At 66.4% G+C, this 23302-nt stretch carries 28 protein-coding genes and 2 tRNA genes; 5 read left to right on the forward strand and 25 right to left on the reverse strand.

Features of this window, described 5'->3' with window-relative positions:
- Window positions 1-55 precede the first annotated feature (55 nt).
- The 4 genes from D7006_RS14240 to D7006_RS14255 all read right to left on the reverse strand — a co-directional run bounded on the left by D7006_RS14240 (window position 56) and on the right by D7006_RS14255 (window position 1960).
- Window positions 56-815, reverse strand: a protein-coding gene (locus tag D7006_RS14240; RefSeq protein WP_237353509.1) for an IS5 family transposase whose coding sequence is annotated in 2 segments (ribosomal slippage) — window positions 56-493 and window positions 495-815 — 759 coding nt in all. Because the reading frame shifts where the segments join, the coding sequence is not laid out codon by codon here.
- A gap of 163 nt (window positions 816-978) precedes the next feature.
- The gene (locus D7006_RS14245) at window positions 979-1218 is read right to left on the reverse strand and encodes a hypothetical protein (RefSeq protein ID WP_237353510.1); all 240 of its coding nucleotides are present in this window, start codon (window positions 1216-1218) and stop codon (window positions 979-981) included.
- Entirely contained in the window at window positions 1215-1661 is a 447-nt protein-coding gene (locus D7006_RS14250; protein WP_237353511.1) for a type II toxin-antitoxin system VapC family toxin, read from the reverse strand. Before D7006_RS14250 ends, D7006_RS14245 begins: the two co-directional genes overlap by 4 nt.
- Window positions 1658-1960, reverse strand: coding sequence for a hypothetical protein (locus D7006_RS14255; protein WP_237353512.1), 303 nt, complete (start codon window positions 1958-1960; stop codon window positions 1658-1660). Before D7006_RS14255 ends, D7006_RS14250 begins: the two co-directional genes overlap by 4 nt.
- Before the next feature lie 252 nt (window positions 1961-2212).
- Between D7006_RS14255 and D7006_RS14260 the strand changes: the two genes are divergently transcribed.
- From D7006_RS14260 to D7006_RS14265, 4 genes are read left to right on the forward strand one after another with little or no spacing between them, the layout of a single operon-like run.
- Window positions 2213-2440 carry a hypothetical protein gene (locus D7006_RS14260; RefSeq protein WP_237353513.1) on the forward strand — a complete coding sequence of 76 codons (228 nt, stop codon included), beginning with the start codon at window positions 2213-2215 and terminating at the stop codon, window positions 2438-2440.
- Between the two features lie 19 nt (window positions 2441-2459).
- On the forward strand, window positions 2460-2699 hold the full coding sequence (locus D7006_RS25405; RefSeq protein WP_371744948.1) for a recombinase family protein: 240 nt from the start codon (window positions 2460-2462) through the stop codon (window positions 2697-2699).
- A gap of 36 nt (window positions 2700-2735) precedes the next feature.
- On the forward strand, window positions 2736-2924 hold the full coding sequence (locus D7006_RS25410; RefSeq protein WP_371744949.1) for a hypothetical protein: 189 nt from the start codon (window positions 2736-2738) through the stop codon (window positions 2922-2924).
- The gene (locus D7006_RS14265) at window positions 2921-4117 is read left to right on the forward strand and encodes a recombinase family protein (protein ID WP_371745118.1); all 1197 of its coding nucleotides are present in this window, start codon (window positions 2921-2923) and stop codon (window positions 4115-4117) included. The genes D7006_RS25410 and D7006_RS14265 overlap by 4 nt, the downstream gene beginning before the upstream one ends.
- Here the strand turns inward: D7006_RS14265 and D7006_RS14270 are convergent.
- From D7006_RS14270 to D7006_RS14295, 6 genes are all read right to left on the reverse strand, one after another.
- Window positions 4074-4150 (reverse strand) — tRNA-Met (locus D7006_RS14270). The genes D7006_RS14265 and D7006_RS14270 overlap by 44 nt on opposite strands.
- Before the next feature lie 193 nt (window positions 4151-4343).
- A complete protein-coding gene (locus D7006_RS14275) occupies window positions 4344-4691 on the reverse strand; it encodes an AzlD domain-containing protein (protein ID WP_237353514.1) in 348 nt (115 codons plus the stop codon).
- On the reverse strand, window positions 4688-5425 hold the full coding sequence (locus D7006_RS14280; protein WP_229644187.1) for an AzlC family ABC transporter permease: 738 nt from the start codon (window positions 5423-5425) through the stop codon (window positions 4688-4690). The genes D7006_RS14275 and D7006_RS14280 overlap by 4 nt, the downstream gene beginning before the upstream one ends.
- Before the next feature lie 234 nt (window positions 5426-5659).
- Window positions 5660-5746: transfer RNA gene (locus D7006_RS14285), tRNA-Leu, on the reverse strand.
- A 46-nt stretch (window positions 5747-5792) separates the two neighbouring features.
- Window positions 5793-6863, reverse strand: coding sequence for a site-specific integrase (locus tag D7006_RS14290; protein ID WP_237353515.1), 1071 nt, complete (start codon window positions 6861-6863; stop codon window positions 5793-5795).
- The gene (locus tag D7006_RS14295; protein ID WP_237353516.1) at window positions 6805-7206 is read right to left on the reverse strand and encodes a MarR family winged helix-turn-helix transcriptional regulator; all 402 of its coding nucleotides are present in this window, start codon (window positions 7204-7206) and stop codon (window positions 6805-6807) included. The genes D7006_RS14290 and D7006_RS14295 overlap by 59 nt, the downstream gene beginning before the upstream one ends.
- 485 nt (window positions 7207-7691) lie before the next feature.
- Here D7006_RS14295 and D7006_RS14300 point away from each other — a divergent pair, with 485 nt between their 5' ends.
- Window positions 7692-7910: a hypothetical protein gene (locus D7006_RS14300; RefSeq protein ID WP_237353517.1), complete on the forward strand. Its 219-nt coding sequence runs from the start codon at window positions 7692-7694 to the stop codon at window positions 7908-7910.
- Here the strand turns inward: D7006_RS14300 and D7006_RS14305 are convergent, their stop codons facing one another.
- From D7006_RS14305 to D7006_RS14370, 15 genes are all read right to left on the reverse strand, one after another.
- Window positions 7911-8897, reverse strand: coding sequence for a hypothetical protein (locus D7006_RS14305; protein ID WP_237353518.1), 987 nt, complete (start codon window positions 8895-8897; stop codon window positions 7911-7913).
- 43 nt (window positions 8898-8940) lie between these two features.
- Window positions 8941-10563: a hypothetical protein gene (locus D7006_RS14310; RefSeq protein WP_237353519.1), complete on the reverse strand. Its 1623-nt coding sequence runs from the start codon at window positions 10561-10563 to the stop codon at window positions 8941-8943.
- Window positions 10564-10585: 22 nt separating this feature from the next.
- On the reverse strand, window positions 10586-10711 hold the full coding sequence (locus D7006_RS25300) for a hypothetical protein (protein WP_256444895.1): 126 nt from the start codon (window positions 10709-10711) through the stop codon (window positions 10586-10588).
- 3 nt (window positions 10712-10714) lie between these two features.
- The gene (locus tag D7006_RS14315; RefSeq protein WP_237353520.1) at window positions 10715-11080 is read right to left on the reverse strand and encodes a hypothetical protein; all 366 of its coding nucleotides are present in this window, start codon (window positions 11078-11080) and stop codon (window positions 10715-10717) included.
- Window positions 11077-11394, reverse strand: a complete 318-nt coding sequence (locus tag D7006_RS14320) for a hypothetical protein (RefSeq protein ID WP_237353521.1) — start codon at window positions 11392-11394, stop codon at window positions 11077-11079. The genes D7006_RS14315 and D7006_RS14320 overlap by 4 nt, the downstream gene beginning before the upstream one ends.
- Before the next feature lie 3 nt (window positions 11395-11397).
- Window positions 11398-11664, reverse strand: coding sequence for a hypothetical protein (locus D7006_RS14325; RefSeq protein WP_237353522.1), 267 nt, complete (start codon window positions 11662-11664; stop codon window positions 11398-11400).
- Window positions 11665-11759: 95 nt separating this feature from the next.
- The gene (locus tag D7006_RS14330) at window positions 11760-11927 is read right to left on the reverse strand and encodes a hypothetical protein (RefSeq protein WP_237353523.1); all 168 of its coding nucleotides are present in this window, start codon (window positions 11925-11927) and stop codon (window positions 11760-11762) included.
- A 28-nt stretch (window positions 11928-11955) separates the two neighbouring features.
- Window positions 11956-12150, reverse strand: a complete 195-nt coding sequence (locus D7006_RS14335; protein ID WP_237353524.1) for a hypothetical protein — start codon at window positions 12148-12150, stop codon at window positions 11956-11958.
- A 1642-nt stretch (window positions 12151-13792) separates the two neighbouring features.
- Window positions 13793-15523 carry a phage terminase large subunit gene (gene terL / locus D7006_RS14340; protein WP_237353525.1) on the reverse strand — a complete coding sequence of 577 codons (1731 nt, stop codon included), beginning with the start codon at window positions 15521-15523 and terminating at the stop codon, window positions 13793-13795.
- Between the two features lie 85 nt (window positions 15524-15608).
- Window positions 15609-15809, reverse strand: a complete 201-nt coding sequence (locus D7006_RS14345; protein WP_237353526.1) for a hypothetical protein — start codon at window positions 15807-15809, stop codon at window positions 15609-15611.
- Complete coding sequence (locus D7006_RS14350; RefSeq protein ID WP_237353527.1) at window positions 15809-16045, reverse strand: hypothetical protein; 237 nt, start codon at window positions 16043-16045, stop codon at window positions 15809-15811. Before D7006_RS14350 ends, D7006_RS14345 begins: the two co-directional genes overlap by 1 nt.
- The gene (locus tag D7006_RS14355; protein WP_237353528.1) at window positions 16042-16263 is read right to left on the reverse strand and encodes a hypothetical protein; all 222 of its coding nucleotides are present in this window, start codon (window positions 16261-16263) and stop codon (window positions 16042-16044) included. The genes D7006_RS14350 and D7006_RS14355 overlap by 4 nt, the downstream gene beginning before the upstream one ends.
- Complete coding sequence (locus D7006_RS14360; RefSeq protein ID WP_237353529.1) at window positions 16260-17180, reverse strand: hypothetical protein; 921 nt, start codon at window positions 17178-17180, stop codon at window positions 16260-16262. The genes D7006_RS14355 and D7006_RS14360 overlap by 4 nt, the downstream gene beginning before the upstream one ends.
- Window positions 17181-19220, reverse strand: coding sequence for a phage tail fiber protein (locus tag D7006_RS14365; RefSeq protein WP_237353530.1), 2040 nt, complete (start codon window positions 19218-19220; stop codon window positions 17181-17183).
- Window positions 19221-19278: 58 nt separating this feature from the next.
- Window positions 19279-23301: a transglycosylase SLT domain-containing protein gene (locus D7006_RS14370; RefSeq protein WP_237353531.1), complete on the reverse strand. Its 4023-nt coding sequence runs from the start codon at window positions 23299-23301 to the stop codon at window positions 19279-19281.
- Between the last annotated feature and the right edge of the window lies 1 nt (window position 23302).

The following is a 23302-nucleotide window of genomic DNA, read 5'->3' on the forward strand; positions in this document are numbered from 1 at the left end:
GAGGCGGCACGTTTCTCTTGCTCTTGGCACGGACCAGACGACCTAGGCAGCGGACTCATAAGGTCTTGATCCAGATGCGGACGGCAGCGAGCTTGAGGGCTGCGAGGAAGTTGTCCGGGCGGCGATCGTAGCGCGTGGCGAGGCCGCGCATCTGTTTGATGCGGTTGAAGAAGCGCTCGATGTGGTTCCTCTGGCGGTAGAGCCACGGGCTGAAAGCGAAGGTCCGCTTGCGGATGAAGCGCGGCGGCACATTGGCAAAAGCGCCGCGTTGCGCCGTCTCGGCGCGGATGGCATCGGTGTCGTAGGCCTTGTCGGCGAGGAGGATGCCGCCTGGGGCGAGGCGGGCCAGCAGTTCCCGCCCTACGGGTGCATCGCCCGCTTGTCCGGCGGTCAGAGCGAGATGGATAGGCCTGCCTTCAGCATCGACTAAGGCATGGATCTTAGTTGTCAGGCCGCCCCGGGAGCGTCCCATGTGCAACGATTGTCGGCGCCCCCTTTTTGATCGCGGCGCCGTGCTGGTGAACGCGAACGCAGGAGCTATCGAACATGACGATGTCGCCGTCATAGGCGGCCGAGACAGCTTCCAGCAGCTTGTCCCAGACCCTGGCCGCCCGCCAGCGCACGAAGCGGTTGTAGAGGGTTGTACGCCGTCCATAGCGCTCCGGCACATCCCGCCACGGCGCGCCGGTCCGAAAGCGCCAGAGAATGCCGTTGATGACCCGCCGGTCATCAACCCGCGCCACGCCCCGCACCTTGTTCGGCAGCAGCGGCGCGATGATCGCCCATTCCGCGTCGGTCAGTTCGTGACGGCGCATCTGTTAGCCTCCCAGTGCGGGAGCTTGAATCACGACACGCTCAGACGCGCAAATTTATGGGACCACTGCCTAGAGTTGAAGTCGGAGATCGGATGCATCTTCGCCGCGAACTTCGAGGCGCATGGCGCGCGTAAGGTCAGGCGGCAGGTTAACCGGGAGTGCGTCAGATTGGCTTGCCCGGCACGACCGATGGCCGGTCCATTGCTGTGGTCTGGTGCATCATTCGGCCAGGCAACCGATTGAAGCCAGTTTCCGGACGGTCTGATTCAAACCAACCGGCCTCGGCCACGGCACGGTTCACGCCCTGTTTCTGGTCAAGCACAAGCAGGAGATCTCCAGCGTTGCCGTCTTCGGTCAGGCCGATGAGCTGGTATTCGATGGGTACAGGCGGCGCTGCCGTCATCGTTCTCCCCCCTCCAGGCCGCCACGCAACGGATTGATGATCTGGAGCCCGGCGAAGTCCTTCTCGTTGTCAGTGACCACCACGCATTCGTTCGCACCGGCGACGGCGGCGATGATCATGTCGAGTCCACTACGGGGACGACCCGCCACCTTGCCCTCCGCCATCAGCCGCGCCCAGATCAGGCAGGCCTTGGCGTCGAAGGATAAAATGCGGCCCGTGAACAGGGCCTGCGGCCCCTCCGGCCCGACAAACCAGGCGTCGAGCGCATCGCGTTTCTTGCCGCGGGGCTTTTCCAGAATGCCACGTCGAATTTCAGCGACGGTCAATGAAGCAATAAACAGGTCCTCGTCGCGCTGCGCTGCCATCCAAGCCAGCAACGACGCCGACGGCTGCGGCTTGACGATATTGCTGATGATGTTGGTATCGAGGAGATAGCGCGTCACAGATCGACCTTACGCCCCTCTTCACGCGGGCGGGAAAGATCAAGCTCCGCGCCCACCAGCGGCGAGCGGCGTAAAGCGGTGAGGATGCCGCCGGGCTTGGGTGGTTCGCCAGCGACGACTGTCTTCACGGCCGCGCGAACCTCCTCCGCTTCCGGCCCTTCCTCAGCCAGACGACGGGCAAGTGCGCGTATCAGCTCGCGATCGGATTCGAGCGCCATGATCTCGAAGCGCGTAAAGCCGCGCTGCGTCAGACGGGCGCGGTAATTCTGGATCGCTCTCTTCTGTGCAGCATTGCCCATGGTCACCCTCCATGTTATATCTGGATATATATTCCAGATATGTTGTACAGACAAGCGAGGACGCGAGGGCGAAACGCGTTTCAGACAGGCTTGGCCAGAGAGCGGATCGCCGCGCCATCCGATGCCGGTATTTTCCGTCTGCTGTGAAGCGCTTTTCTACGCCGGGTGGCGCCAGCACCGGCAACAATATGCTGAATGCCGTCGAATACTCTCCGTTGGTTTGTATTGCTTATACTTCGATTCACATCAATCGTGAAGCCGATCAACTTGCAATCGCTATTGAACGGCGCAACGATGGACCAGGACAAAGGCCAGCAGCAAAGGAGTGCGCTTCGGCTCGTCGAGCCGGAGCTGTCGCTCGTGCGCCGCGGCGACGGTCCCGACCCGCGCCTGAGCGAGTTGGCTCGCCTGCTTGCCCGTCGTGCTGCGCGGGAGGTGTTCGAAGAGCAGATGAGGGAACGCAGCACGACGCGCTCCTGACACCTCGGGAGAGTGCGCTTTGAAAGTCGCGATCTACGCCCGCTATTCGTCCGACAATCAGCGCTACGCCTCCATCGCCGACCAGCTTCGCATCTGCCGCGTCCATGCCGAGAAGCAGGGTTGGCAGGTGGTCGAGGAATATAGCGATCACGCCATTTCCGGCGCCTCCCTTCTTCGTCCCGGCATCCAAGCCCTAATCTCGGACGCGGCGCGCGGCCGTTTCCAGTACGTGCTGGCCGAGGCGATGGATCGTCTGTAGCGCGATCAGGAGGACATCGCCGGCCTCTACAAGCGCATGGCCTATGCGGACGTGAAGATCGTCACGCTCTCCGAGGGCGAAGTCACGCATCCGCATGTCGGCCTCAAGGGCACGATGAACGCCTTGTTCCTCAAGGATCTCGCCGATAAGACGCGCCGAGGCCAGCGCGGGCGCGTCGAGATGGGCAAGTCCGGCGGCGGAAACGCCTATGGCATGATGTGGTGAAGAAGTTCGACGCCGGCGGCGAGCCCATACGCGGCGACCGGACCATCAACGAGTTCCAGGCGGGGGTCATCCGCCGTATCTTCCGTGACTATTCGGCCGGAAGGTCGGCGAAGCGAATTGCCTTCGAGCTGAACAAGGAGGGCATCTCCGCACCGGCCGGTGGAGAATGGGGCTTCAGCACGATCAACGGCAATCCAAAGCGCGGCAACGGAATCCTCAACAACGAGATGTACGTTGGCAAGCTGGTCTGGAACCGCCAGCGCTTCATCAAAGACCCGGACACTGGCAAGCGCCAGGCGCGCATAAACCCGGAGGAGGACTGGATCACCCAGGATGTGCCCGAGTTGCGCATCCTTGACGACGAGCTGTGGCAGGCGGTCAAGGATCGCCAGAAAGCCGTCAAACTGAACCGTAGCGACGATGGCGAGACCGAGAACCACTTCCGGGAACGTCGGCGCCCCAAATACCTTTTCTCGGGCCTAACCAAGTGCGCCTGCTGTGGCGGTGGCTATTCGATGATCTCGGCTGACCTAGTTGGCTGCTCGACAGCCCGGAACAAGGGCACTTGCGACAATCGCAGGAACATCCGACGCGATCAGTTCGAGACGCGCGTCCTGAACGCGCTGCGCCATCACCTGATGGACCCAGCGCTGTTCAAAGAATTCTGCGAGGAATTCACCCGCGAGATGAATCGGCTGCGCATGGAAGGCCGAGCGTCGATCGATGCGGCCGAGGCCGAGATCAAGCGAATCGATCCGGAGCTGGACAAGCTGATGAAGCTCATCCTCGCGTCCGACAGCGACGACGCCCCCACCCGGATGATGAAGCAGATGAAGGAGCTGGAGGCTCGCCAGAAGGAGCTAAAAGCGTTCCTGCAGGACGCCCAGGAGCCGCCGCCCCTCTTGCATCCAAACATGGCGCATCACTACCACGCCCAGGTGGACGAGCTGTATGCGGCGCTTCAGGAGGATTCGGAGGAAAAGCGGATGACGGCGGCCGACCTGATTCGCTCGCTGGTGAAGGAGATCATCCTGACGCCGGCAGAAGGCGAGCTTCGGGTCGACGTGCGAGGTGATCTGGCTGGAATTCTTGCGATTTCGCTCAAAAGCAAACGGCCCGCCAGAGGGGCGGGCCGATCGCAAGTCGAGATGGTTGCGGGGGCAGGATTTGAACCTGCGACCTTCAGGTTATGAGCCTGACGAGCTACCGGGCTGCTCCACCCCGCGTCAGAACCGAGAGTTTGCCGGCGAACCGGCTGTCGGCGAGGCGTATGTAGCAATCCCCGCCCCCGATGGAAAGGGCATGGGGCATTATTTGTGGTCTGACGCTCCTACCCTGTGGACGACGCATGCCTCGCGATACCGCCCGAACCGCCGCAAAACCTTGCCCGGCAACGCGCGGTGCGGGAAGCGCCACGCTTCAGACGTGGAGAAAATAAGCGCCGCCGATGAGCACGATCTCGCCCACCACCACCCCGGCGAACACCGAGCGGCGCACCAGCAGGAAGCCCATCACCCCCGCGGCGACCGCCCCGAGGCGCAGCGCCAGCGGTACCTCCGCGAGGGCGCCAGCCGGCGCGAACAGGAGGCGCGCGATCACGGCGGCGAGGAGCGCAGTGGCCACCGCCCGCACCCAGTGGAAGACGGCGCTGCCCTCCTCCACGCGGCGACCGGCAATGACCGCAAGGGTGCGCCACACCTCGGTCGGTAGGAAGCCGAGCAGAATCACCAGCAGCAGGGCGGTGCCCTCGCTCATCGGGGCGATCATCGACGCCGCTCCAGCAGCCGGCCACCGATGAAGGCAAGCGTGCCTCCGCCGATGCCGGAGATCATCAGGTCAAGCCCGCCCTCGAGATGCAGCGTCAGCGGCATCAGGATGAGGCCGGCGGCAAGCGCCAGCCAATCGGTGGCCGAGACCGCGTTGCGCACCATCAGCACGGTGAAGGACAGGGGCGTGAGCAGCAGCAGGCCAGCCGCGACCCAGCCGGGCACCTCGCCGGCGACGGTGTAGCCCGCCACGGTGCCCAGGCAGCTCACGCCGATCAGCGACAGGCCGAGCCCGAGGGTGAAGGGCACGCGCGCCTCGCCGGGCAGGTGCGGCAGCATGCGGAGCCCTTCGAGCCAGACCGTCATCGCGACGAAATGGGCGCATACCAGCTCCCAGAACAGGCTGCGGCGCGGCCCGCGCATATAGGGCGCCACCGAGACCACCATGGGCAGGAGGCGCATGGAGGAGAGGCCGACGGCGAGCGCGATGGCCGGCAGCGCCGTGCCCGCCGCAAGGCCGCCGATGAGGATCAGCTGTGCCGGCAGGGCCCACACGAGCAGGGTCGAGGCGACGCCGGCCCCGAGCGGAAATCCAACCCCATGCAGCACCGCGCCGAAGCCCAGATAGCTCGCGAACAGCACCAGTGCCGGCACCGACACGGCCTTGCGCATGCCCTGGAAGAAATACACCGGCGGCGCATGATGCGCGTGGTGAAGGGAAGGCGGGGCGTTCACGGGGAAGGATCCGGGGCAAGGGGCAGATGGGCGCACGGGTCGCCGGTCACCGGCGAATGCCTCCAAATAGCATCTCCGCCGGCAGCCGGGGAGTGATCCCGCCGCAGGGCCCCAGCGCCGGTCATGCGGGAACGGAACGTCTGCCGAGAGCCTGCGGGTGGTGCGGACGGCGGGACTCGAACCCGCACGCCTTGCGGCGCAAGATTTTAAGTCCGAATTTCGTCACCGACAGGGTGGTGTGGGCGGCGGGGATCGAACCCGCAAGCCCTTACGGGCGAGGCATTTTAAGTGCCTTGCGTCTACCAGTTTCGCCACGCCCACTCCGCCACCGGAGACAGACCTGTCACCACGTCTGTCACCAGCCCTGTCACCCGTCGGCACTCCCTCCTTCCAACGCCCGAAGCGCATCGTCAAGGTGCTTGGGTGCAAGGTGGGAGTACCGCAACGTCGTCTGCACGGTCTTGTGTCCCATCCACATGCGAACACGCATGAGGTCCACCCCGTTCTGCACGAGGCGGGAGGCACAGGTGTGCCGGAAGGTGTGGATAACGGCGTCGTTGAGGAACGGTAGGTGGGTGCGCAGCCGGGACCACAAGCTGCGCAGTCCGTGCCGGTTGATGTCAGCGAACGGGCCGGAAGCAGCCGGCGCCTCCGCCTTCCGGCGGGCAAGCGCCTCCCGAGCGCGGGCCGTCAGCGGGACCGACCGATGGTTGCCCGCCTTCGTTTCCCAGAACGTGGCCGTGCGGCCGCCGTTGGAGATGTCGCTCCAGCCCAGCTTGAACGCCTCGCCCTTGCGAGCGCCGGTGTCCGCCAGGAAGATGAAGAGGTCACGCTCGGCGTGGCACCCCCACAGCCGGAGGGTCAGGAGGATTTGCTCTTCCTCCTCGGGGGTGAACCAGCGGATGCGGCTCTCACCCTCCTTCTGCCAGGGCAACTCGGGGGTCTTAGCGATGCGGCCGAGCGACACGGCGGCCTTCGCAAGGCGGGACACGGCGGCGAGGCGCCGGTTGATCGTGCTCCCGGAGAGCTGGCGCTCGTCCTGGAGGTGCTCCACATATTCGTGGATCGAGGTGGCCGAGAGCGCCTCCGCGATGTCCGTCTCCGGGCCGACCCAATCCACGAAGAGGCGGGCACTCAGCGTCGACGCCCCGGACTTCATGTTCGACCAGCGGATTTTCACGACGTGGTCGAACAGGCCTCGGATGGTGGAGATGCCGGCGACGCCGGTCGCAGGCCGCGCAGCGGAAGGGCCAGTCGGCAGAGCCTTGCCACGCTTGATGGCGGCCCGAGCTTCCAGCTCCCAGGCCTCCGCCTCTGCCTTGGTGCGGAAGCCGAACTCACGATAGCGGGTGCCGCCCGCAGTGAAGTCTGCGAACCAGTTATTCCCTTTCAACCGGGGTGACATGGGGCGATCCTCCTTCAAGATCGCGAAGGGCATCGGCCACCAGCCTGTTGCCCCCGTTGGTGAGGTGCAGCAGCTTCTGGCGCCAGTCCTGCGTGTCTTCGACCGTGTGGATAAGCTCAAGGCCGGGCGTCTCCCGGTCCCCGCGCCGGGTGAGGCGACCCATGATGCGAGACAGCGAGCCGGACTTAAGCTCCAGCGTCTCGCCGATGTCCCGCTGGATGATGCCCGGCTGAGCAGCCACCATCAGCAACGTCAGCACCTCTTCGACCGTGACCTTCGGGTCCACCGAGCGGAAGCGCTGGAGTGCAGAGGCAAGCCGTTCGGCCTGGGCACGATCCGTGGGAGATAGTCGGGGCGTCGTCTTGATTGCTGACATGGAGGCCTCTCAAGTTCCGGGAAATGCCCGCTCTGTCATACGACCCGGAAGAGGAAGCGTCCAGTCGGCGCCGTTCTACCTTCGGGCGAAGACAGCTCGCAGGAGGAGATTGGGGAACACAAAGGCTCGCGCTGGCCCACCAGTGGCCCGCACGGCCTCGGGGGATGGGCAAGTCATTGGGTAGATACCCTCTGCCGCAGCCAAGGCCTTCGCCTCCTCCTCGAACTCCAGAGCATCTAAACCTGGGCTTTCCATGAAGTAGAGGGCCTCGGGTTCATGCCGCGCCAACCACCCCCATACTGTGTCGCTTCCGTCGGGAATATCCGATGACAGAAACTCTAATAACGGCACCGCGCTCATAACTTAAGCATCCTTTCCGCGTCGACGACACGTAGCGTCAGCTCCCCCGTGCGGTCAAGAACGAAATGGGAACACTTTCCTACGACAGGTTGCAGGACGGCTCCCGATTGGTGTAAGAACAGAACATGAACAAGACCCCGAAATGTGGCCCGCTCGTGTCCTCGATTTCGCCGTGGCAGCAGGTGATCGCCACCTGTGGAAGATGCGGCAATCTCGCCGCGATGGACCCGACCCGCTGGCCCAAAAGCGCCAGCTTGACCGACATCCAAGCGCGGCTTAAGTGCAAACGCTGCAACGCGAAAACGGGGGCCAAGCTGCTCATCGGCCCCCGCTACCCAAGGTAATCAACAGCGGACGATGCCGCCCCGCTGCCACACCTCATATTGCAACTCGGCGACGTTGATGCCCTGCTCTTCGAGCCAGTCGGCGATCTCGTCGGGGTGGTCCCGCAAGACGGAACGGATAGTGGCGGACCGGGACGGCGGCTCCCGCTGCTCCTCCCAATAAGCGTCGTCTGTGAAGGATTTTTTTCCTAGATACCGGCTACCGCCCCAGGAATTGCGACCGTGTGACTCAACTTGGCCGGGAACTCTCTTTGCTACGAGCTTCGACCAGTCCGCCGCCAAGAGCGCATCGAGCAGCCCCGCCGCGAACTGGAGGCACTGCGTCTCGTTTTCCCAGTGCTGGTTGAGGTAGCCCACTGCGATGTTGGTGCATTCCGGCACCAGATCGGTGTAGTTGGCCGTGTCCGTGAACGTGCCTCCGGTGTCCGGCTTAAGCTCGGGCATCGCAAGCGCCTCGGCGAGGGACTGCGCGAACTCATCCGAGCAGCACCGCCCGCCAGCTTGGTGGGTCACGATGGAGTTGAAGCCCCGCCGGTCGAAGGCGATGGCGTACTGGATGCCGGCGAGCAGGCCCGGCGTATCGTGGGCGATGAAGTCTGAGCCCAGGCCGCCACACTCCTCGTCCCGGTGGAAGACGTAGAGGCCGGGCACCCCCGCCTTTATCATCTCCGTCATGAGCCAGACGCCCGTCGTGCAGTCCGCACCGAGGCAATTGGAGGCGCCCCCCGCCCGCACCGTGTCGCCGGAGATGATGAGCCGCTGCATCCCGCCTTCGCGGTGAACGGTGTCGGTGTGGCAGGACCACAGGATTGGCGCGTCCCCGATCCGCTTGATCCGGTTCCCGTACCCGTCGATCTCGCAACCCAGCGGATCGATGTACTCGTGGATGAAGCGGCGCTCCGTCTTGGAGCCGCCGGGGCGTCGATAGGCGAGCATGGCAAGCAGCGTTGCCACCTTGCCCTCGGGTCGCGGAGGGGCGAGTGTCATTCCAATGGCTCCCAGTTTCGGGGTGTCGTCGTTTTGTCAGGGATCAGGCGTGGCGCATGTCCACGGCGTCGCACCACCACCCCCGATCCGGCGCCATACCGGGAAGGGCGCCAGCGTTGTGGCCTTCCGCCGTGTCAAACTCGACCAGCCAGTTCATCCGGCCGGTCCCGTCGTTGGCCCGGATGGTGCCGAGCACGTCCTTGTCGTGCCGTTCGGGAGCGCTCACCAAAACCCGGTCGCCGACCTTGAACTCGCCCGGCTGGCGGGCGTCCGGGATCGGCAGGGTCGCCTGTCCGGCCTCTTCGGCAGCGCGAAGCTCGCGTTCGGTGGCCGGGCGGGCGACGTGCTCGCCGTTCTCCCGCTTGGCGTGGCAATCGAGGCAGACCACCTCGCCGTCGATCTCCTCACCCTCCTCATTCGGGAAGTTGTCGCCACAATCGGGGCAGCTGAAGCCGTTCGCGGCGAAGTGCTCGGCGCACCACACATCGCCGTCCGCCATCGTCACCCGCTCTGAGTTCGGGTAGTTCTCGCCGGTCGCGTCGCAGGTGAAGCCGTGGTTCTCGAAGTGGGAGCGCGACCACTCTTCGCCGTCCGCCATCTCAATGCGGTTGTCGTAGTCCCACCACTCGCTTGTGGCGTCGCAGAGGAAGGCGCTTTCATCCCGGCACCCTTCGCACCAATCCTCGCCGATGACATGGCCTCGCGAATTGATCGTGTACACATGCCGCATCTCGCTGGGGTCGTGCCGTTCCTCGCAGCGTTCGCAGGGCTCCCCCATCGGCTCGGTCACACCGTCGGTTCTGTCGCAGGTGACATCGCCATCCTCATCGATGATGAGGAAGTGTCCCGTGTCGCGGGCTCGGAGGGCGCCGTCCACGTAGGGCGCCACGAAGCCTTCCCCACATTCCACCCGGAGCATCCGGGCTCCGTCCAGGGCGTCGTTCTGGTAGCCGGCCGCCAGCAGCAGCTTTCGGAGCCGCGTCACGTCGCCATACATGCGGCCGTAAATCTTGCGCTCCGGCCACACCAAGACCCGGCCGGTGATTGCCTCGTCGCGCTCGATATAGGCCACGGCGAGGTCGCCGGCTGCGTACACGCGGACCGGGTGGAAGGGGCTAACAAATTCGTCGGCCTCATAGGCCATGCAGGAACTCGGACCCTTCACGTAGACCCGCTCGATCTCGTCCGCCGTCCGGGCGAAGAGCAGCAGGTTCTCCTCGCGCTCCGAGGTGAACGCCGTGGCGATATCCCGGATTTCGTCCGGGGACAGCACCTCGGAGAAATATCGCGTCAGGTAGACGCCGACCTTGAGCCGCGTCTGGCGATCCGCCGCACCCTTCGCGGGGCTTTCGGTGAACGCCACCATGTCCGGCCGCTCGGTCGAGACGTGCAGGAAGTGCTCGCGCCACGGCTCCGAGCCGAGGAACCACGGCGCATCGTTGAACGGGACGTGCTGATAGGTGCCGTCCTCAAAGCGCAGCGCCTCGCGCCGCTTCCATTCGCCGTCATCCGCCAGCGGACGCGGCTGCACCTTCTCGCCGCGCTCGGCAGTGAGCTTGCGGGCGACCTCGGCGGCTTCGCGCCCCGTGTCGAAGACGAACGGCTTGCCGTCCTCCATGAGCACAGGCACGGGCGCCCCGCCGGTCAGCATGACCAGTTGGAACATGGCAGCATCCTCGATTTGTCAGCTATGGGTTACGGTTCCGGCCCGCGCGGCCGCGCCGCTTGAGGCGGTTGATGGAGAAGGCCAGGAAGGCGGCGAAGAGCACCGAGGCGACCAGCCAGCCGCCCAAGATCGCGAGAAGGTCGCCCATGGCTCAGCCCTCCGGCCGCAGACGGAAGACGCGGCACGGCGCCGTCACGTCCACGCCGTTGTGCGCGGTCCGCCAATCGTGGTGGAAGAACCAGAAGGAGCCCGGCAGCGCGGCGCCGGTGTCCAACATCCGCGCCTTCAGCACGGCCTCATTCAGCCCGCCCGAGAAGCTCGCGAGCCCACTCCGGTCCAGATAGAAGGTGCCGCCGGGCGACGTCTGGATGTCATCTCCCCAGTCGTAGGAGAAGCGCTCCATGTGGCCGTCCGGGAACACCAGATAGTCGCCGATGCGAGGGCCGGGAATGGCGTCCCGCGCCGCTATGCGCAGTGCCAGAAGCTCGGCGTCGCGTTCATCGAATTTCGGCCTCACGCCCCGCCCTCCCCTTCCATGGGGATGTGCCAGCGGGCCGACAGGTGCTTGGCGATGGCCTCGGCGCGTTCCCGCGTCGCGGCGTCGGTGATGGCCCAAAACTCGCCATCGGAAAGGCGAGCGTAGACGGTCCACATCTCCGCCAGATCGTCCGAGCAGGGGACGAAGTACGTGCCGCCCTCCTCCTCCGGCGCCGTGTCGTCGCGGACCCCGCCGACCACAAGCCGTCGGTAGTGGCGCAGCTCTTCCGTGGCCGGCTCCTTGCCGTCGTAGCAGCAATTGAACAGGTCCGCGTCGGTGAAGGTGTCGGCCATGCCTCAGCCCTCCCCGTAGCTGTCCGGGACCACGAAGAAAGCCCCCTCTTGCGGCCGCTCGACATTGACGAACACGTAGCCGCTCCCGTCCGGCGAGCCTCCGGCCACCCATCGGCCCGTCCAGCCGAGCGACGACGCCAGCCGGAAGGCGGTGTCAGCGTGGTTCTGGTAGACGCCGGCGCCGTGGTCCCAAGCATCGACGCGCCGACGCGCCGCGCACTTGGCGACCACCTGCCCCGAGCCGTTGGCGTCGGTTTGGTATCGCGTCACGATGGCTTGCACTTCGCAGCCTCCTCGGTTTGTCAGGCATCGGGCGATTGCACCCGCCGTGGCGGCACCTTGTGGGAGCCGCCCTAGCTGGCACGTCACCAGTTCCAAGGCTTGGCGCCTCGCGCCTTGCAGATGGCGTTGGCCTCGCGCTTGCCAGCGACGCGGACCTTCTCCGCAGTCGCGAACTCCTCCCCATTGGAGGGCCGAGCGCAGAGCGTGAGGGTGAAGCCCCCGCCGCTGGCCCTGTGCAGATACGCAACCATTTTGTCGGCCTCCTCGATTTGTCAGGTACTAGGCGAACTGATAGCCACCAAGCGGCTCGCGATAGCGCACCGCCCATCCGACCGAGCGCGAGCGATCCGCCTCGATCCTCTCGCACAGGACGGCTTCCGCCTTGCGCTTGCCGCTCCGCTCAAAGGCTCGCGCCGTCGCTTCGGCCCGCTCCTTGCGGATGAACACCGTAACCAGACGATTGACGCGCACCATGGCGCCCTCTCCTCTCCCGTGGGGATGCTGCAACCGACCGTCAACGGATCGGCTCTAGCATCACCAGCGCGGCGGGCCGTCCCTCTTCAAGGATCGTCGCCCGCCGCATAGGTGTTTGATTGTGTTTCATTTTTTGATGCCAGCATGGGGAACGTCCTGTCCCGCGCCATCCCTTCGGTTCCTAGCTGGCGTCCGCTTGCTATCGCGTCCGCACCCGCCTCCGAAGGCCTCGCCGCTGCTATGCGGTCCGGTGGCTTGGATGCACCCGCCTCGCCGCCTAGGGCCCCTTGCCGAGCACCCTCCGCCCGCATCGCGTTCGGTTTAGGTGGTGGCGCTATATCCGTTCCCCATCGCACGGGGTGCGGCATGGCCACATGGCTACCTGCCCTAGGTGTCCCGTGAGAGGGGCCACCCGACGCGATATGACAAGGGTGCGGTTATCGTCTTCCCGCACTGTCGGCGCCTCCGGGCTTGGTGCCCGTCTCGCGTTGCGTGTTCGCCGGAGGGTTTCGGTTCCCTCAATCCTGCCCCCTGTCCGGCCGGAGGCTCGCCTAGTGCAATCCCGTGTCCCGCTTCCCCTCCCCTGCCCCGCCTTCGGCCCCGTTGCCGTCTGGCGTGCCGCTTTCGACACCCCGAATATGTGACATCCCCGATTTGTCAGCAAACCCGATTTTCGATGTTTCCAGCTTGAGAGGCGCTAGACCGGGCCGAAAGCTTTGATTTGCAACGTCTCACGGGCCAACGAAAAAATTTCTCCAGCCCCCTTGCAACACTCCGAAAATGGCAGTTATCCACAGGCCAAATCACCCCCGACCGCGCAGAAATTACAGATAAAAATCATTGGCTTATGAGGTAAAGGGGACTGATTTGGCACGTCCCGACATCGGGATTATCCCGAAACGTCGATTTTCTCGCTTGCGGGGATGATCGGCGCGATCTAGAAGGGAGGGGAAGACGGGCCAAGGTGGCGCGGCAGGGAGCCCCTAGCGGGCGGCAGGAGGCGGGAAGAGCCGGAAGGAGGCGGCAGGCGATGGCAGGAGCGAAAAAGACAGATAGCGACAGACAGGGACGCGAAAGGCGCGGGCCGAACGCCACGGGGAGCACGGGGCCACCACGGCACCCCTTCCCCGGCGCTAGGACGCTCTAGCGGATGCCATATCCAACGCGAACCGAGCAACCGCAACGGTTTGCACGGGACAGGTGACACGCCCCGGTGACAGGCGGCACGGCGGCAGGGTCCGGCCAGCGGCCTAGGAGCCGGCTCGACCTCGATCGGAGGGGGCCACGGGGGGTCCGCGCCACGCTCTATTCCATCGACCCCGCTTCAGATTTTTCGACAGGATCGCCCCGAACTCCTTCAGCGCCTCCAGGTGTCCTGCGTCGACAGCCCCGAGTGCCCGCCAGAGCCCCTTCCGTCCCACCTGACGTTGGCGAGGAACACGACTGCCAGGAGGATCAGGCCAATGCCGATGGTGAGGGCTTGGTCTTTCATGGGAGGTGGTCTTCCTACGGGTCCCTTGGAGAGCACTGGAAGGGCTCTATAAGGGACACCTACAGAGAACACTACCTCACCCCCGCCCCTGCTATGGGGGAACCTAAATGGCCGCAGGAGGCAGGAGAGGGGCGCCAGGCCCCTCCCCCTCTATCGCCGCTGCATCACGCTGGAGGACCACCGCTCGCGATCTGCGGGCCGCCCCAAGGCGTGAGCCATGAACCGCTCCAGCTCCCTGTCGAAGATGCTCTCCTTGTGGGAGAGGGCGGCCTTCTCCGTGTCGCGAGCCATGACCTTGGCCCAGTACGCCACGGCGCCGGCAAGGGCGTCCAGGCGGTCGTCGTGGGCCAGGGCGCCCCGGTCGGGGGTGATGCGCGTCATCTGGTAGAAGAGCCGGCAGTCGCGCTGGGCGTCAGGCTCGTAGGCGTCGGTGGAGCGGAAGTCGCCCTCGACCACGGAGGGGCACACCACGAGCCTGTGCTGGTTCATCACCGGCTCCAGGGTGGAGATGATGCGGGCCTCCTTCTGCGAGGAGGACCAATCAGCGTCCTCGACCTTCACCGGGTAGACCTTCTGGGAGACCGACTTCAGCAGGGCCGTGAACATGCCGCCGCCGTAGTTGGGCTCGGCCAGCACGACGTTCACCTGCTGGCGCCGGGCGATCATCATCAGGGCCGTGAGGGTGTCCTCGTCGTAGCCGCCCCGGAAGCCGCCGGCAGCGGTCAGGAACATGCGGCCATGGAGGACCTTCACCACCGCGTAGGAGGTCTCGTCCTTGCCCCGGCCCGAGGGGTCGACGAACATCGCGGCGCCCTCCCACTCGGCGAAGGCCCCGGAAGTCCAGGCCGGCTGGTGGTAGCGGTCCCCGGCGAGCCCCACGTTCGGAAGCTGGTCGAGCACCTGCTGCGGCCCGGAAGCCCAGACGAGGTCGGTCGGCCCCCGGTAGGTGTCGAGCGGGTAGACGATGAGGTCGGCCAGCTTGAGCGGATAGCGGTCGGCGTCCGAGAGGGACGTGTCGAGCTGGAACTGAAGGGCGAACCCCGAGCGCCCGTAGGAGGCCTCGCGTTCGAGAAGGTCGTCGTGGGTGAACCGCCGGATGTCGGTCGGGAAGCCAGCGAGCGACGGGTCCTTGTCGAGGGCGTTGGAGATGAATGGCGCGAGCTTGGCGCCGTACTTCTCGCGCTTCTCCTCAGTCGGGTAGCGGGCCGGCCAGATGCGGACGACGTAACCGCGCTCGGGCAGGATGTTGTAGATGGACTGCTCGGACTGCGGGGTGCCGAGGTAGATGACGCGGCCGCCCGGCTTGAGCACCGCGTCGAACTCCTTCACGGCCTCTGCGAGCTTATCGCGGAGTGCCTGGGTGGCGGAGTTGTTGGGGACCTCGATGTCGTCGGCCACGATCACGTCGGCGCGGGAGCCGGCGATCTGGCCCGTGATGCCCACCGACTTCACCGAAGGGGCGTGGTCCGGCTTGGCCGGCCCCACGTCGAAGGCGACCTTGCTTTCACGCTGGTCGGGCCGGGGCTCCAGGAAGCGGAGCACATCCAGCTCTCGGATGAGGCGGAGGGTGAAGGTGGAGAAGTCGTCGGCCCGCTGCTTGGAGGCGGACACGACGAGGATCTTCATCTGCGGATTGCAGTAGAGGAGCCAGCAGACGAAGGCCGACGTGACCCAGCTCTTCCCGACGCCCCGGAACGCCTCGATCACCAGACGGCGCGGGCCGTGCTGGAGGAAGTGGGCGATGTCGTACTGGACGGGAGTCGGCTCGGGCAGGTTCAGGTGCTGCCAGACGAGCCAGAGGAAGTTGCGGAAGTCGGCCTTGAGCGGGTCGGGATTGGTCTTGCTGGTGGTCCCGAGGAGATGCTTCTTGAGGGACGTCATGTGGGGCTGGAGAGGGCGCAGGAGCGCCGTCCCGGCTGCTCTGGAGGGGTTCTCCAGGCCGGCGAAACGGGCTCCTGCGGGGCTCTCAGTCGATCCGGCGGCGCCTGGCTCGGCGGGGTGCCGAGGGCTGCGGGTCGGGGAAGTGAATGAAGCCGATGGGGTGCTTCTCGGGCAGAGGCTCTTCGGCTTCGCTGAAGGTGCTTTGGTGGCCGATGCCGAGGTAGGGATTGTAGGGCGCCCAGTCCGGGACGGAGCCGGGGACCGAGATCGGAGGCGAAGCTTCCATCAGTCGATGATGTCCGGGTCCGGGGGCTCGGGCTGGAACGGGAGGAGGCCGGCGAGCCGGTCCTCCAGTTCCCCCGCATCGGAGGCTCGGGCGTCTACGCCGTTGTCCTTGAGAAGACGCACGGCGGCGGCGAGGTCGCCCGAAGTCGCCTTGCCATCGCGAATGCGGTCGATGAACTCCTGGGCGAGCAGTCCGTGGAGCTGCTCCAGGAGGCTCAGTGTGGCCTTGGTGCTCATCGGATGAGCGCCGCCAGGGCGGCCTTCAGGTCGATGAAGTTGGTCGCGATCCAGGCGGCCGCCGCTGCCGCGCCCGTGAGATACCACTGGCGCTTCTCAAGAGAGGCGATGCGGTCGTCCTGCGACGAGAGGCGAGCCTCGATGCGTTCTGCCGTGTCGTAGATCGCGTCGACCTTGCCTTCGAGGCGGCCGAGGTCGCGGTTGAGGTCCTCGGTCACGGCAGGAGCACCGCGGGATCGGACCACGTATCCCCGTAGAACTTGCCGCCAGAGGCGAACGCGGAGGTGAACAGCGCCTGCTCTACCGCCAGGGCTGCTGCGGCCTCTTCCGCGAAGGTGCCGCCCGCGCCGTTGTTCGCCCGCTTGGTCTTGGACAAATCCTCGATCTTGGATCGGTAGAGGATCAGGCTCGGCGACTTGTTCTGGTTGAAGCCAGCCCAAGCCGTTTCGCGGCCGAGAATTGCCGGGGTCACATAGAACGTAGCAAGGCTCGCGGGCTTGGAGTTCGTCCAAGCCGACGCACCCACGTACGTCATAGCCGGAGTGTTGGCCGGTCCCAGCGCCGTAGGGCCACGCATAAACCCGATGGCGCTGGGGTTGAACCGATCGAAGTACGTGAAATACAGGAAGTTAGCCGTCGAGGACGAACTATTCACCATGTGCATCATCGACTGCGGAGCGCCGTTCCCGGTCGTAATACCGAGCCGCGTGATGATGTACCAGTTGATGGCGAAAAGAGCCGAGCCGGGAACTGCATCGAGGAGGCCCTGACGCAAGTCCGCAAGGGGCGTGATGCGCCAGTAGTCAGCGCCCGCCGCCTGCCCGACCTGAGACGAAACCGCGTGAATGCCGCCCTTCGCGGTGCGCTCCACCTTGAAGGAGGTATCACCGGCCGAACGGACATACTCGACCGTCCAGTCCAGAAGGGACGCGGACTTGCCGAGCGCCGCCGCAGCGGTGTCGCGGGCGATGTTCGTGAAGGTGCCGGAGGTCGGGACCACGCCCGCCGTGAGGCCGCTCTGCGAATGCGCGGCATCGAAGAGGAAAAGGGTGCCGGGAGACATGCCGGCGTCAGGGTAGAGGATCGGCAGCGTCGTGTCGGAGACCGCCGCGTCGAGCTTAAGCGCGTAGGGCAATTAGACCCATCCTTTGGCCCGGAGGATGCGGGCGATGAGGTTTGCGATGATGGTGTAGCCGGGGCCGAGCAGATGCACGCTGTCGGAGCGCAGCGACGCGGGAACAGTGTCCCCGGCGATGTCGGAGGTGTCCTGCGAGGTGGCAGTGATGCCCGCCTCCGCGAGCCCGAAGTCGATCAGGTAGCGGCGGACGTCGACGAAGCAGTCGCCGAAGTGGCGGGCCAGCTCCGCATTGACCTTGGCGATGTTCCGGTAGGCGGTCGTTCCCGAGGTCTCGCCGGCCCCGTTGCAGACGGACAGGACCAGCACCCGCGTGTTCTTCGGAGTGAGCCGGTCCACCATGGCGATCACGTCATCACGAACGGCAGCGGTGAAGGAGTTGTTGTTCCTCCCGGACCAGATGATCACGATGTTCTGCTCGTGCTGGGTGGCCGTGTCGGGGAAGAACACGGTGTCGGGCGGGCACGCCACAGCGCTCCCGGAGGCCGCGCGAGTGAACGTCCAGTTGCCCGAGGTGTCGGTCGACATGGTGCCGGCGACGCCCGCGAGCTTGCCCGTCGACGTGCCGCTGTAGTTGCCGGAGTTGTAGAGGATGTTGACCGACTTGGCGGTGACGGCAACGCCGCCCGTGGCCGGGATCGTGTCGCCGCTGACCGTGACCTTGATCGGAACGCCGCCCTGCCGGGCCGCAATCTGCGTCGAGGTCTGCCCGCCGATCCCCTGATTGGAGATGGAGGTGCTGGACAGGAGGCCCGCGAGGACGCCGGGGTAGGTCGTGCCGCTTCCGCCTGCGCCGGCCGTCATGCTGTCGCCCCAGCAGGTGATGGCGGACAGAGGCCAGAGCTTCTGATCCACAAGGGCAGAGGCAACGAGGGGGCCGAGGTCGGAGGCCGAGACGCCAACTCCGGGCGCGAGGGCGGCCTTCAGCCGGCCTTCCGGCGTGATGCCGAGCACCACGCGCCGATTGGCGTCGATCAGCGCCCAGACGTAGCCGCTCTCCGGGGGCGTTGCGACCCACGAGAAGGCCGCAGGCGGCAGGCGGCCAAGAACAGCGGGGTCGAGCGCCGCAGCCGGCACGTTCGAGGTTTCGGTCAGCCGCGCCTGAAAGCGGCCATCAATACGGAAGCCGCCGAGCAGGCGGTTGTCGGCATCGACGACGGGAAGTGCATATCCGCTCTCAGAGGCCACGAGGACGGCCCTAAGAGAGCTGAAGCGGGTGTCGAGGACCTTCTTGACGCTGGCCGGGCTGGTCGCAACATCCGTCGCGGCGCCCGTGATGGTCTGGGCGTCGGACGCCATCGCCACGGGGGAGATGTCTCCGTCGCGACGCCATGCCCCGGCCGTGGTGGCATAGCCGCCGTACACGCCAGCATTCACCACGCCCGCCACGTCGTCAGAGGGGGAGACCGCGGATCGGCCGGTGTGGGTGCCGGTGTCGGCCGGGGATACGGTCGCCCGTTGCCCCACGAAGGTGGGCGTGAGCGCCGCTAGGGCGGTCCAGCTCGGAGCAGACACGACGGTCGCAACGGCGGAAGCGCTCGCGGCTGCGTTCACCGCAACGATCTTCGCGGCGTCGACCTCGGCGGCCTTGGTGGAGACGGCTGCGACGCCGGCCTGGGTCGCGGCACGGTCACTGGCGGCCTGCTGGGCGTACACCCGAGCCTGCTCGCTCGCTGCCACGGCGGCGGTGCCGTCAATGTCGTCGAGACGTTCGGCGGAGGAGCTGGCCTTCTCAAGGGCTTCCTGCCCGACGAAGAGACTTTGCTCCAGGGCGAGGTTCAGCGTGTCGCTGGACAGAGCCGAGCCGTCGGCCGGGAACTCGACGATGGGAGCATCGGCGGGGGTACTACGGGAAATTTGCACCACCGCCGGTGCAACCGGGGCGGCGGCCAAGCGGATGGTGGTGGGCGTCACCCAGCCGAACTCGGCGGGGGTTTTGTCGACCTGGACGATGACGTGAGACGGGTCGAGGTAGGGGAACGGGACGGCAAAGTCCGTCTGCACCCCATCCCCAGGATACGAGATGGTGGTTTCGGCCATTACTCTGTGAGAGGTGCGGCCCGCCGCCCCAACGAAGGAGCTGGCGGGCCTGAGTGGATTAGTCGGTCGAGCCCATGATGAGGTCCGCGACGCTGTAGCCGCCGTTGCGGGGCGGCCGGACGGGGGCATCCTGGATCATTCGGCCGAGCGCCTGCTGGACGAGGAAGTTGTTCTGGAAGGGCACGGGGGCGACGAGCTGCTTCCACTCCTGCTGCGACCGCTCGCGGCCGGTGATGAGGGGGCGGAAGAGAGCGCCGGGCGCCTGGGCAAGGGCATCCGTCATGGCGAACGTCGGGTTGCCCCACAGGGCGCTGGACGGTAGGCCGGAGTTGCGGAAGCCGAAGATCGGGTTGGCACCGATGGCGTTAGCCCCGAAGGTGTCGACGAGGGTCGGGATCAGCGAGGAGTAGGCGCCGAGCTGGAAGGTCGCCGCCGCAAAGGCGCCGGGGGCCATCCGCTCCGCGATGAACTTCTCCGGGTCCTCGGCAGTCGCCGCCTGCATCCTGGTGCGCACGGCATAGAGGGTGGCCGCCGCGAACGTGGAATAGAGCACGTCGGCGAAGGCCTCCCCGTCCCGCATGGCGACGCCGTGCAGGATGTTCATGTGCCATGCGTTGAGCGCGAAGCGGCGGAGCTGGATGAAGTTCTTGAACACCGGCGAGCGGTCCCAGACCGTGCCGGCGCCGAAGTCCTGCTCCATCACCACGCGACCGGCACCGCGATGGACGGCGTTGGCGAAGGCGTTGAGCGCCTCCTGATCGGTCCAGTTGCCGGGGTTGAAGCCGGTGATGGCCTCCCCGAGGATGCCCTGCCGCGACGTGGCGTGCTGCTGCATCTGCGACAGGACACGGGTGAGCATGACATCGTCCATGCCGAACCACTTCATGCGCTCCAGCTCGGCCCCGCGAAGGAGGGTGAGGTCGATGCCGTTCGCGGTCATTGCCCGGCGGGCGTCATCGAAGAAGCGCTGCGCCATGACACCGGAGGCGGCCGCCTTGAGCCGGCGGTTGATGGCCGGCATCCCGGACATCTTGAGGACGCTCTCCGCAGCAACGCGAGAGCCCCCGACCACGCCACGCAGGAAGCTGTTGCCGATGGTGTCCATGCTGTCGTCGGCAGGAGCCCGGCGCATGGAGAACGGCCGGAACTCGTCGGCGAACGCAAAGACCGCCTGGAGGTCGCGGACCAGCCCGCTGCGGGGCTGAAGGGCGCCCCCGTTGACGATGTCCATGCGGAAGGACGGCATGTGCTGGAGCATGGCACGAACGCCCCCGAGGGAAGCGAGGCGGCCGGCGTCGGCAAGAGCGGAGAGGCCGAAGGAGCCACCGAAGATGGTCGTGGCCGCATTGCGGGCCAGCTCCAAGAGCTGATCGACAGTCCCGCCGGTGAGGGCGTGGGGCACGCCGCGAACGCGGTCGAACATCTCCTGCGCCAGGGCGGCGTCCTTCGCGATCTCCTCCGGCGTCTGGCCGGCATCGAAGCCGCGCGAGCGGGCCTCATTCAGGAGACCCTCGAACTCATTGACGGAGCGGATGCCGTCAACAATGCGGTTGCCCTGCCCGTCCACCACCTGTGCCCGACCCAGCGCCCGCCATGCGGAGGACTGGTGGTTGTAGTGGTCGAACAGCTCGAAGGCGTTGGTCTCGACGAAGTCGGCCATGCGGGCGCCAGACTGGGGATGAACCCAGTGCTCGTCGAGGTCCAGCTTGAAGTGCGCGAAGTCCGGGCGGGTCCCCTGCGGGAGGCGCGAGAGGATGTCGTCAATGTCGGTCTGGGCGATGCCGAGCTGCTGCATGTAGCTCCGCAGCACGTCCGCCGTCGCCCCGTTGCGGGCGATCATCTGGAACTCGTCGATGTTGAACTCGCGGCCGACGAGGTTGCGGAACATGCCGTCTGCGATGGTGAACGCCTGATTGCCGAGCTGAGGGTGGCTGGAAAGCAGCGCCCCCTCCACCCACTCGATGAACCGGCGGCCGGAGGGATCGGCGTCCGCGATCTTGTCCACCCGCCACTTCCGGGGCTGGTACTGGGGATCGGCGGGCACCCCGTCCATGCCGGCCAAGGGGCGGCCGGGGTTGTTGGGGGTGTCGAAGCGGGGGTCGGCGTGGCCGCGCAGGTGGTCGGCGTAGGCTTCCGTCAGCACCCGGTCGACGCGGGCCGCCTGGGGCGAATAGAAGGCATCCCGGTTCGGGCGCGGGTCCTGCCGGTACGCGTAGACCTCGTCGGCGAACTCCTGCCATGCACGGCCGATGCCCTTGGTGCGCTCCCAGAAGCGGAAGTTGCGGGCTTGCGCCCATTCGTCGAACTGCGGGTAGACCGTCGAGTAGACGCGATCCTGCCAGCCCGTGCGGATCATGGCCGCCATCTCGCCGATGGACTGCGGGTTGACCACGCGCTCCCCGTTGGGGCCGACACGGCCCACGACGTCCAGCCCGAAGAGCTGGCCCATCATGCGGATGGCGGGGTTGCGGGAAGCCCCTGCCCTGCCCGCCATGTCCGGCCGGAGCTGGGCGATAGCGGTGCGAGAGGCGTCGTCCTGCCCCACCCGAGCGAGGGCGCCCTGCGAGAACTGGAGGGTGCTCTGCGTCGAGATGGCGGAGCTGAGGTTGCCGGCCTCGGTGGGCTGGGCAAGCTCGTTCATGGCGCGGCCCATGGCGGCGGCGCCCTTGTCGGCGATGTCACGGGTGGCCGGGTTCTTGGCCAGGGGGCCGAAGGCGAACCCAAGGCCGAGCCCCCATGCGGCGGCGTAGGCGTAGTCCGAACCCTCGACCGCCTTGCCGGCCAGATCGTTCGCCCCGGTGAGGGCGAGGTTGCCGGTCGCGGCACCACCGGCGGCGGCGAGGCGCTCGGCGACCCGGCCAGCCTTCATCGCGCCGCCTGCGAAGGCCCCCAGGCTCCCAGACGCCACACTAACGGAGAAGTCGATGGGATCGACAAGGCTGGAGACGAGGCCCGCGCCGACACCCGACCACCCAGCCTCGGCCAGCGTCGCCTCGTTGGCGAATTGCCGGCGGGCCTGCTCGGTCAGATAGTCGGAGTGGGCGGCGGATACGCCGATCAGGCGGTCCCAGTATTTCTCCGGGAGGCCCTGCTTGCGCTGCTCCAGTTCGTCGAGGGTGGGCCGGTAAGCCGCGTCGGCGGAGAAGCGGAACATGGCGCTGTGCGAGAACAGGGTGGCGGAAGTGCTCTCGTCCGCCGCCGCCTCATAGGCCTGCCAGAAGCTGGGAGCGGGCCGAAAGGCTTCGATCTGCGACGTGATCGAGGCGGCCTTGCTGCCGACGGGGGCGAAGGCGGGGGCCGTATCGACGTGAGGGACAACCGCTCCCGTCGCCTGCATCAGTGGCGCACCGCCAAGCTCGGACCATGGCAGGTCCCTGTCACGACCACCGCCGGGGAACCAGTTCTCGCGGCTGATCGGACCCCAGTATTTTCCGGCTCCTCCCCGGATCGAGCCGGCGTCCCCGACGAGCTTCTTGATGATGGCCACGCCTGCGGCTGCATTCTGAGCCGGGTCAGCGAGCTGCTCGGGGGTGAAGGGATTGCCGCCGTTGAGCCCGTAGTTCCGGGCGTCGTCGTAGGAGAGCTGGAGGAGCCCCCGCGATCCACCCCGGAACTGGCCCACGTCGCCGACCGTCTCGTTCTTCAGACCGCTCTCATGGGCGGCGAGGCCAGTCAGGAACGTCGCCCATTCGCGAGCGGAGCCGGTGCGGATGCCGTACTTTGCACCGTCGGCCGGCACAAGCCCGACGAGGCCCTGGCGCTCGGCCTCGGTCTCGAAGAGCTTGAAAACGTGGCGGGGGTCCATGGCACCCTTGCGCCATTCGCGGCCTTGCGCCTGCGGGACGATGGGAGCTTGGTTCGGGTCTCCCGGCCGGGCAGGAACAGGGTCCACCGAGCCAGCGGATTGCGTGGGCAGTGGAAGCGCCTGATCGGCTTGCTGGGTATTCGGCAGGGACTGTGCCGGAGGGGCCTGGACGGGCGCCAGATCGGCCCCCTGGGTATCAGGAAGCTCGGCCTCGGGCGCCGGCAGGTTCACAGCTTCGATGTTCGTCTGCGGCCCGAGGCCGAGGGTATCTTCCATG

This window comes from Xanthobacter sp. YC-JY1, assembly GCF_021730305.1.
In the GTDB taxonomy this organism is placed as follows: Bacteria; Pseudomonadota; Alphaproteobacteria; order Rhizobiales; family Xanthobacteraceae; genus Xanthobacter; species Xanthobacter flavus.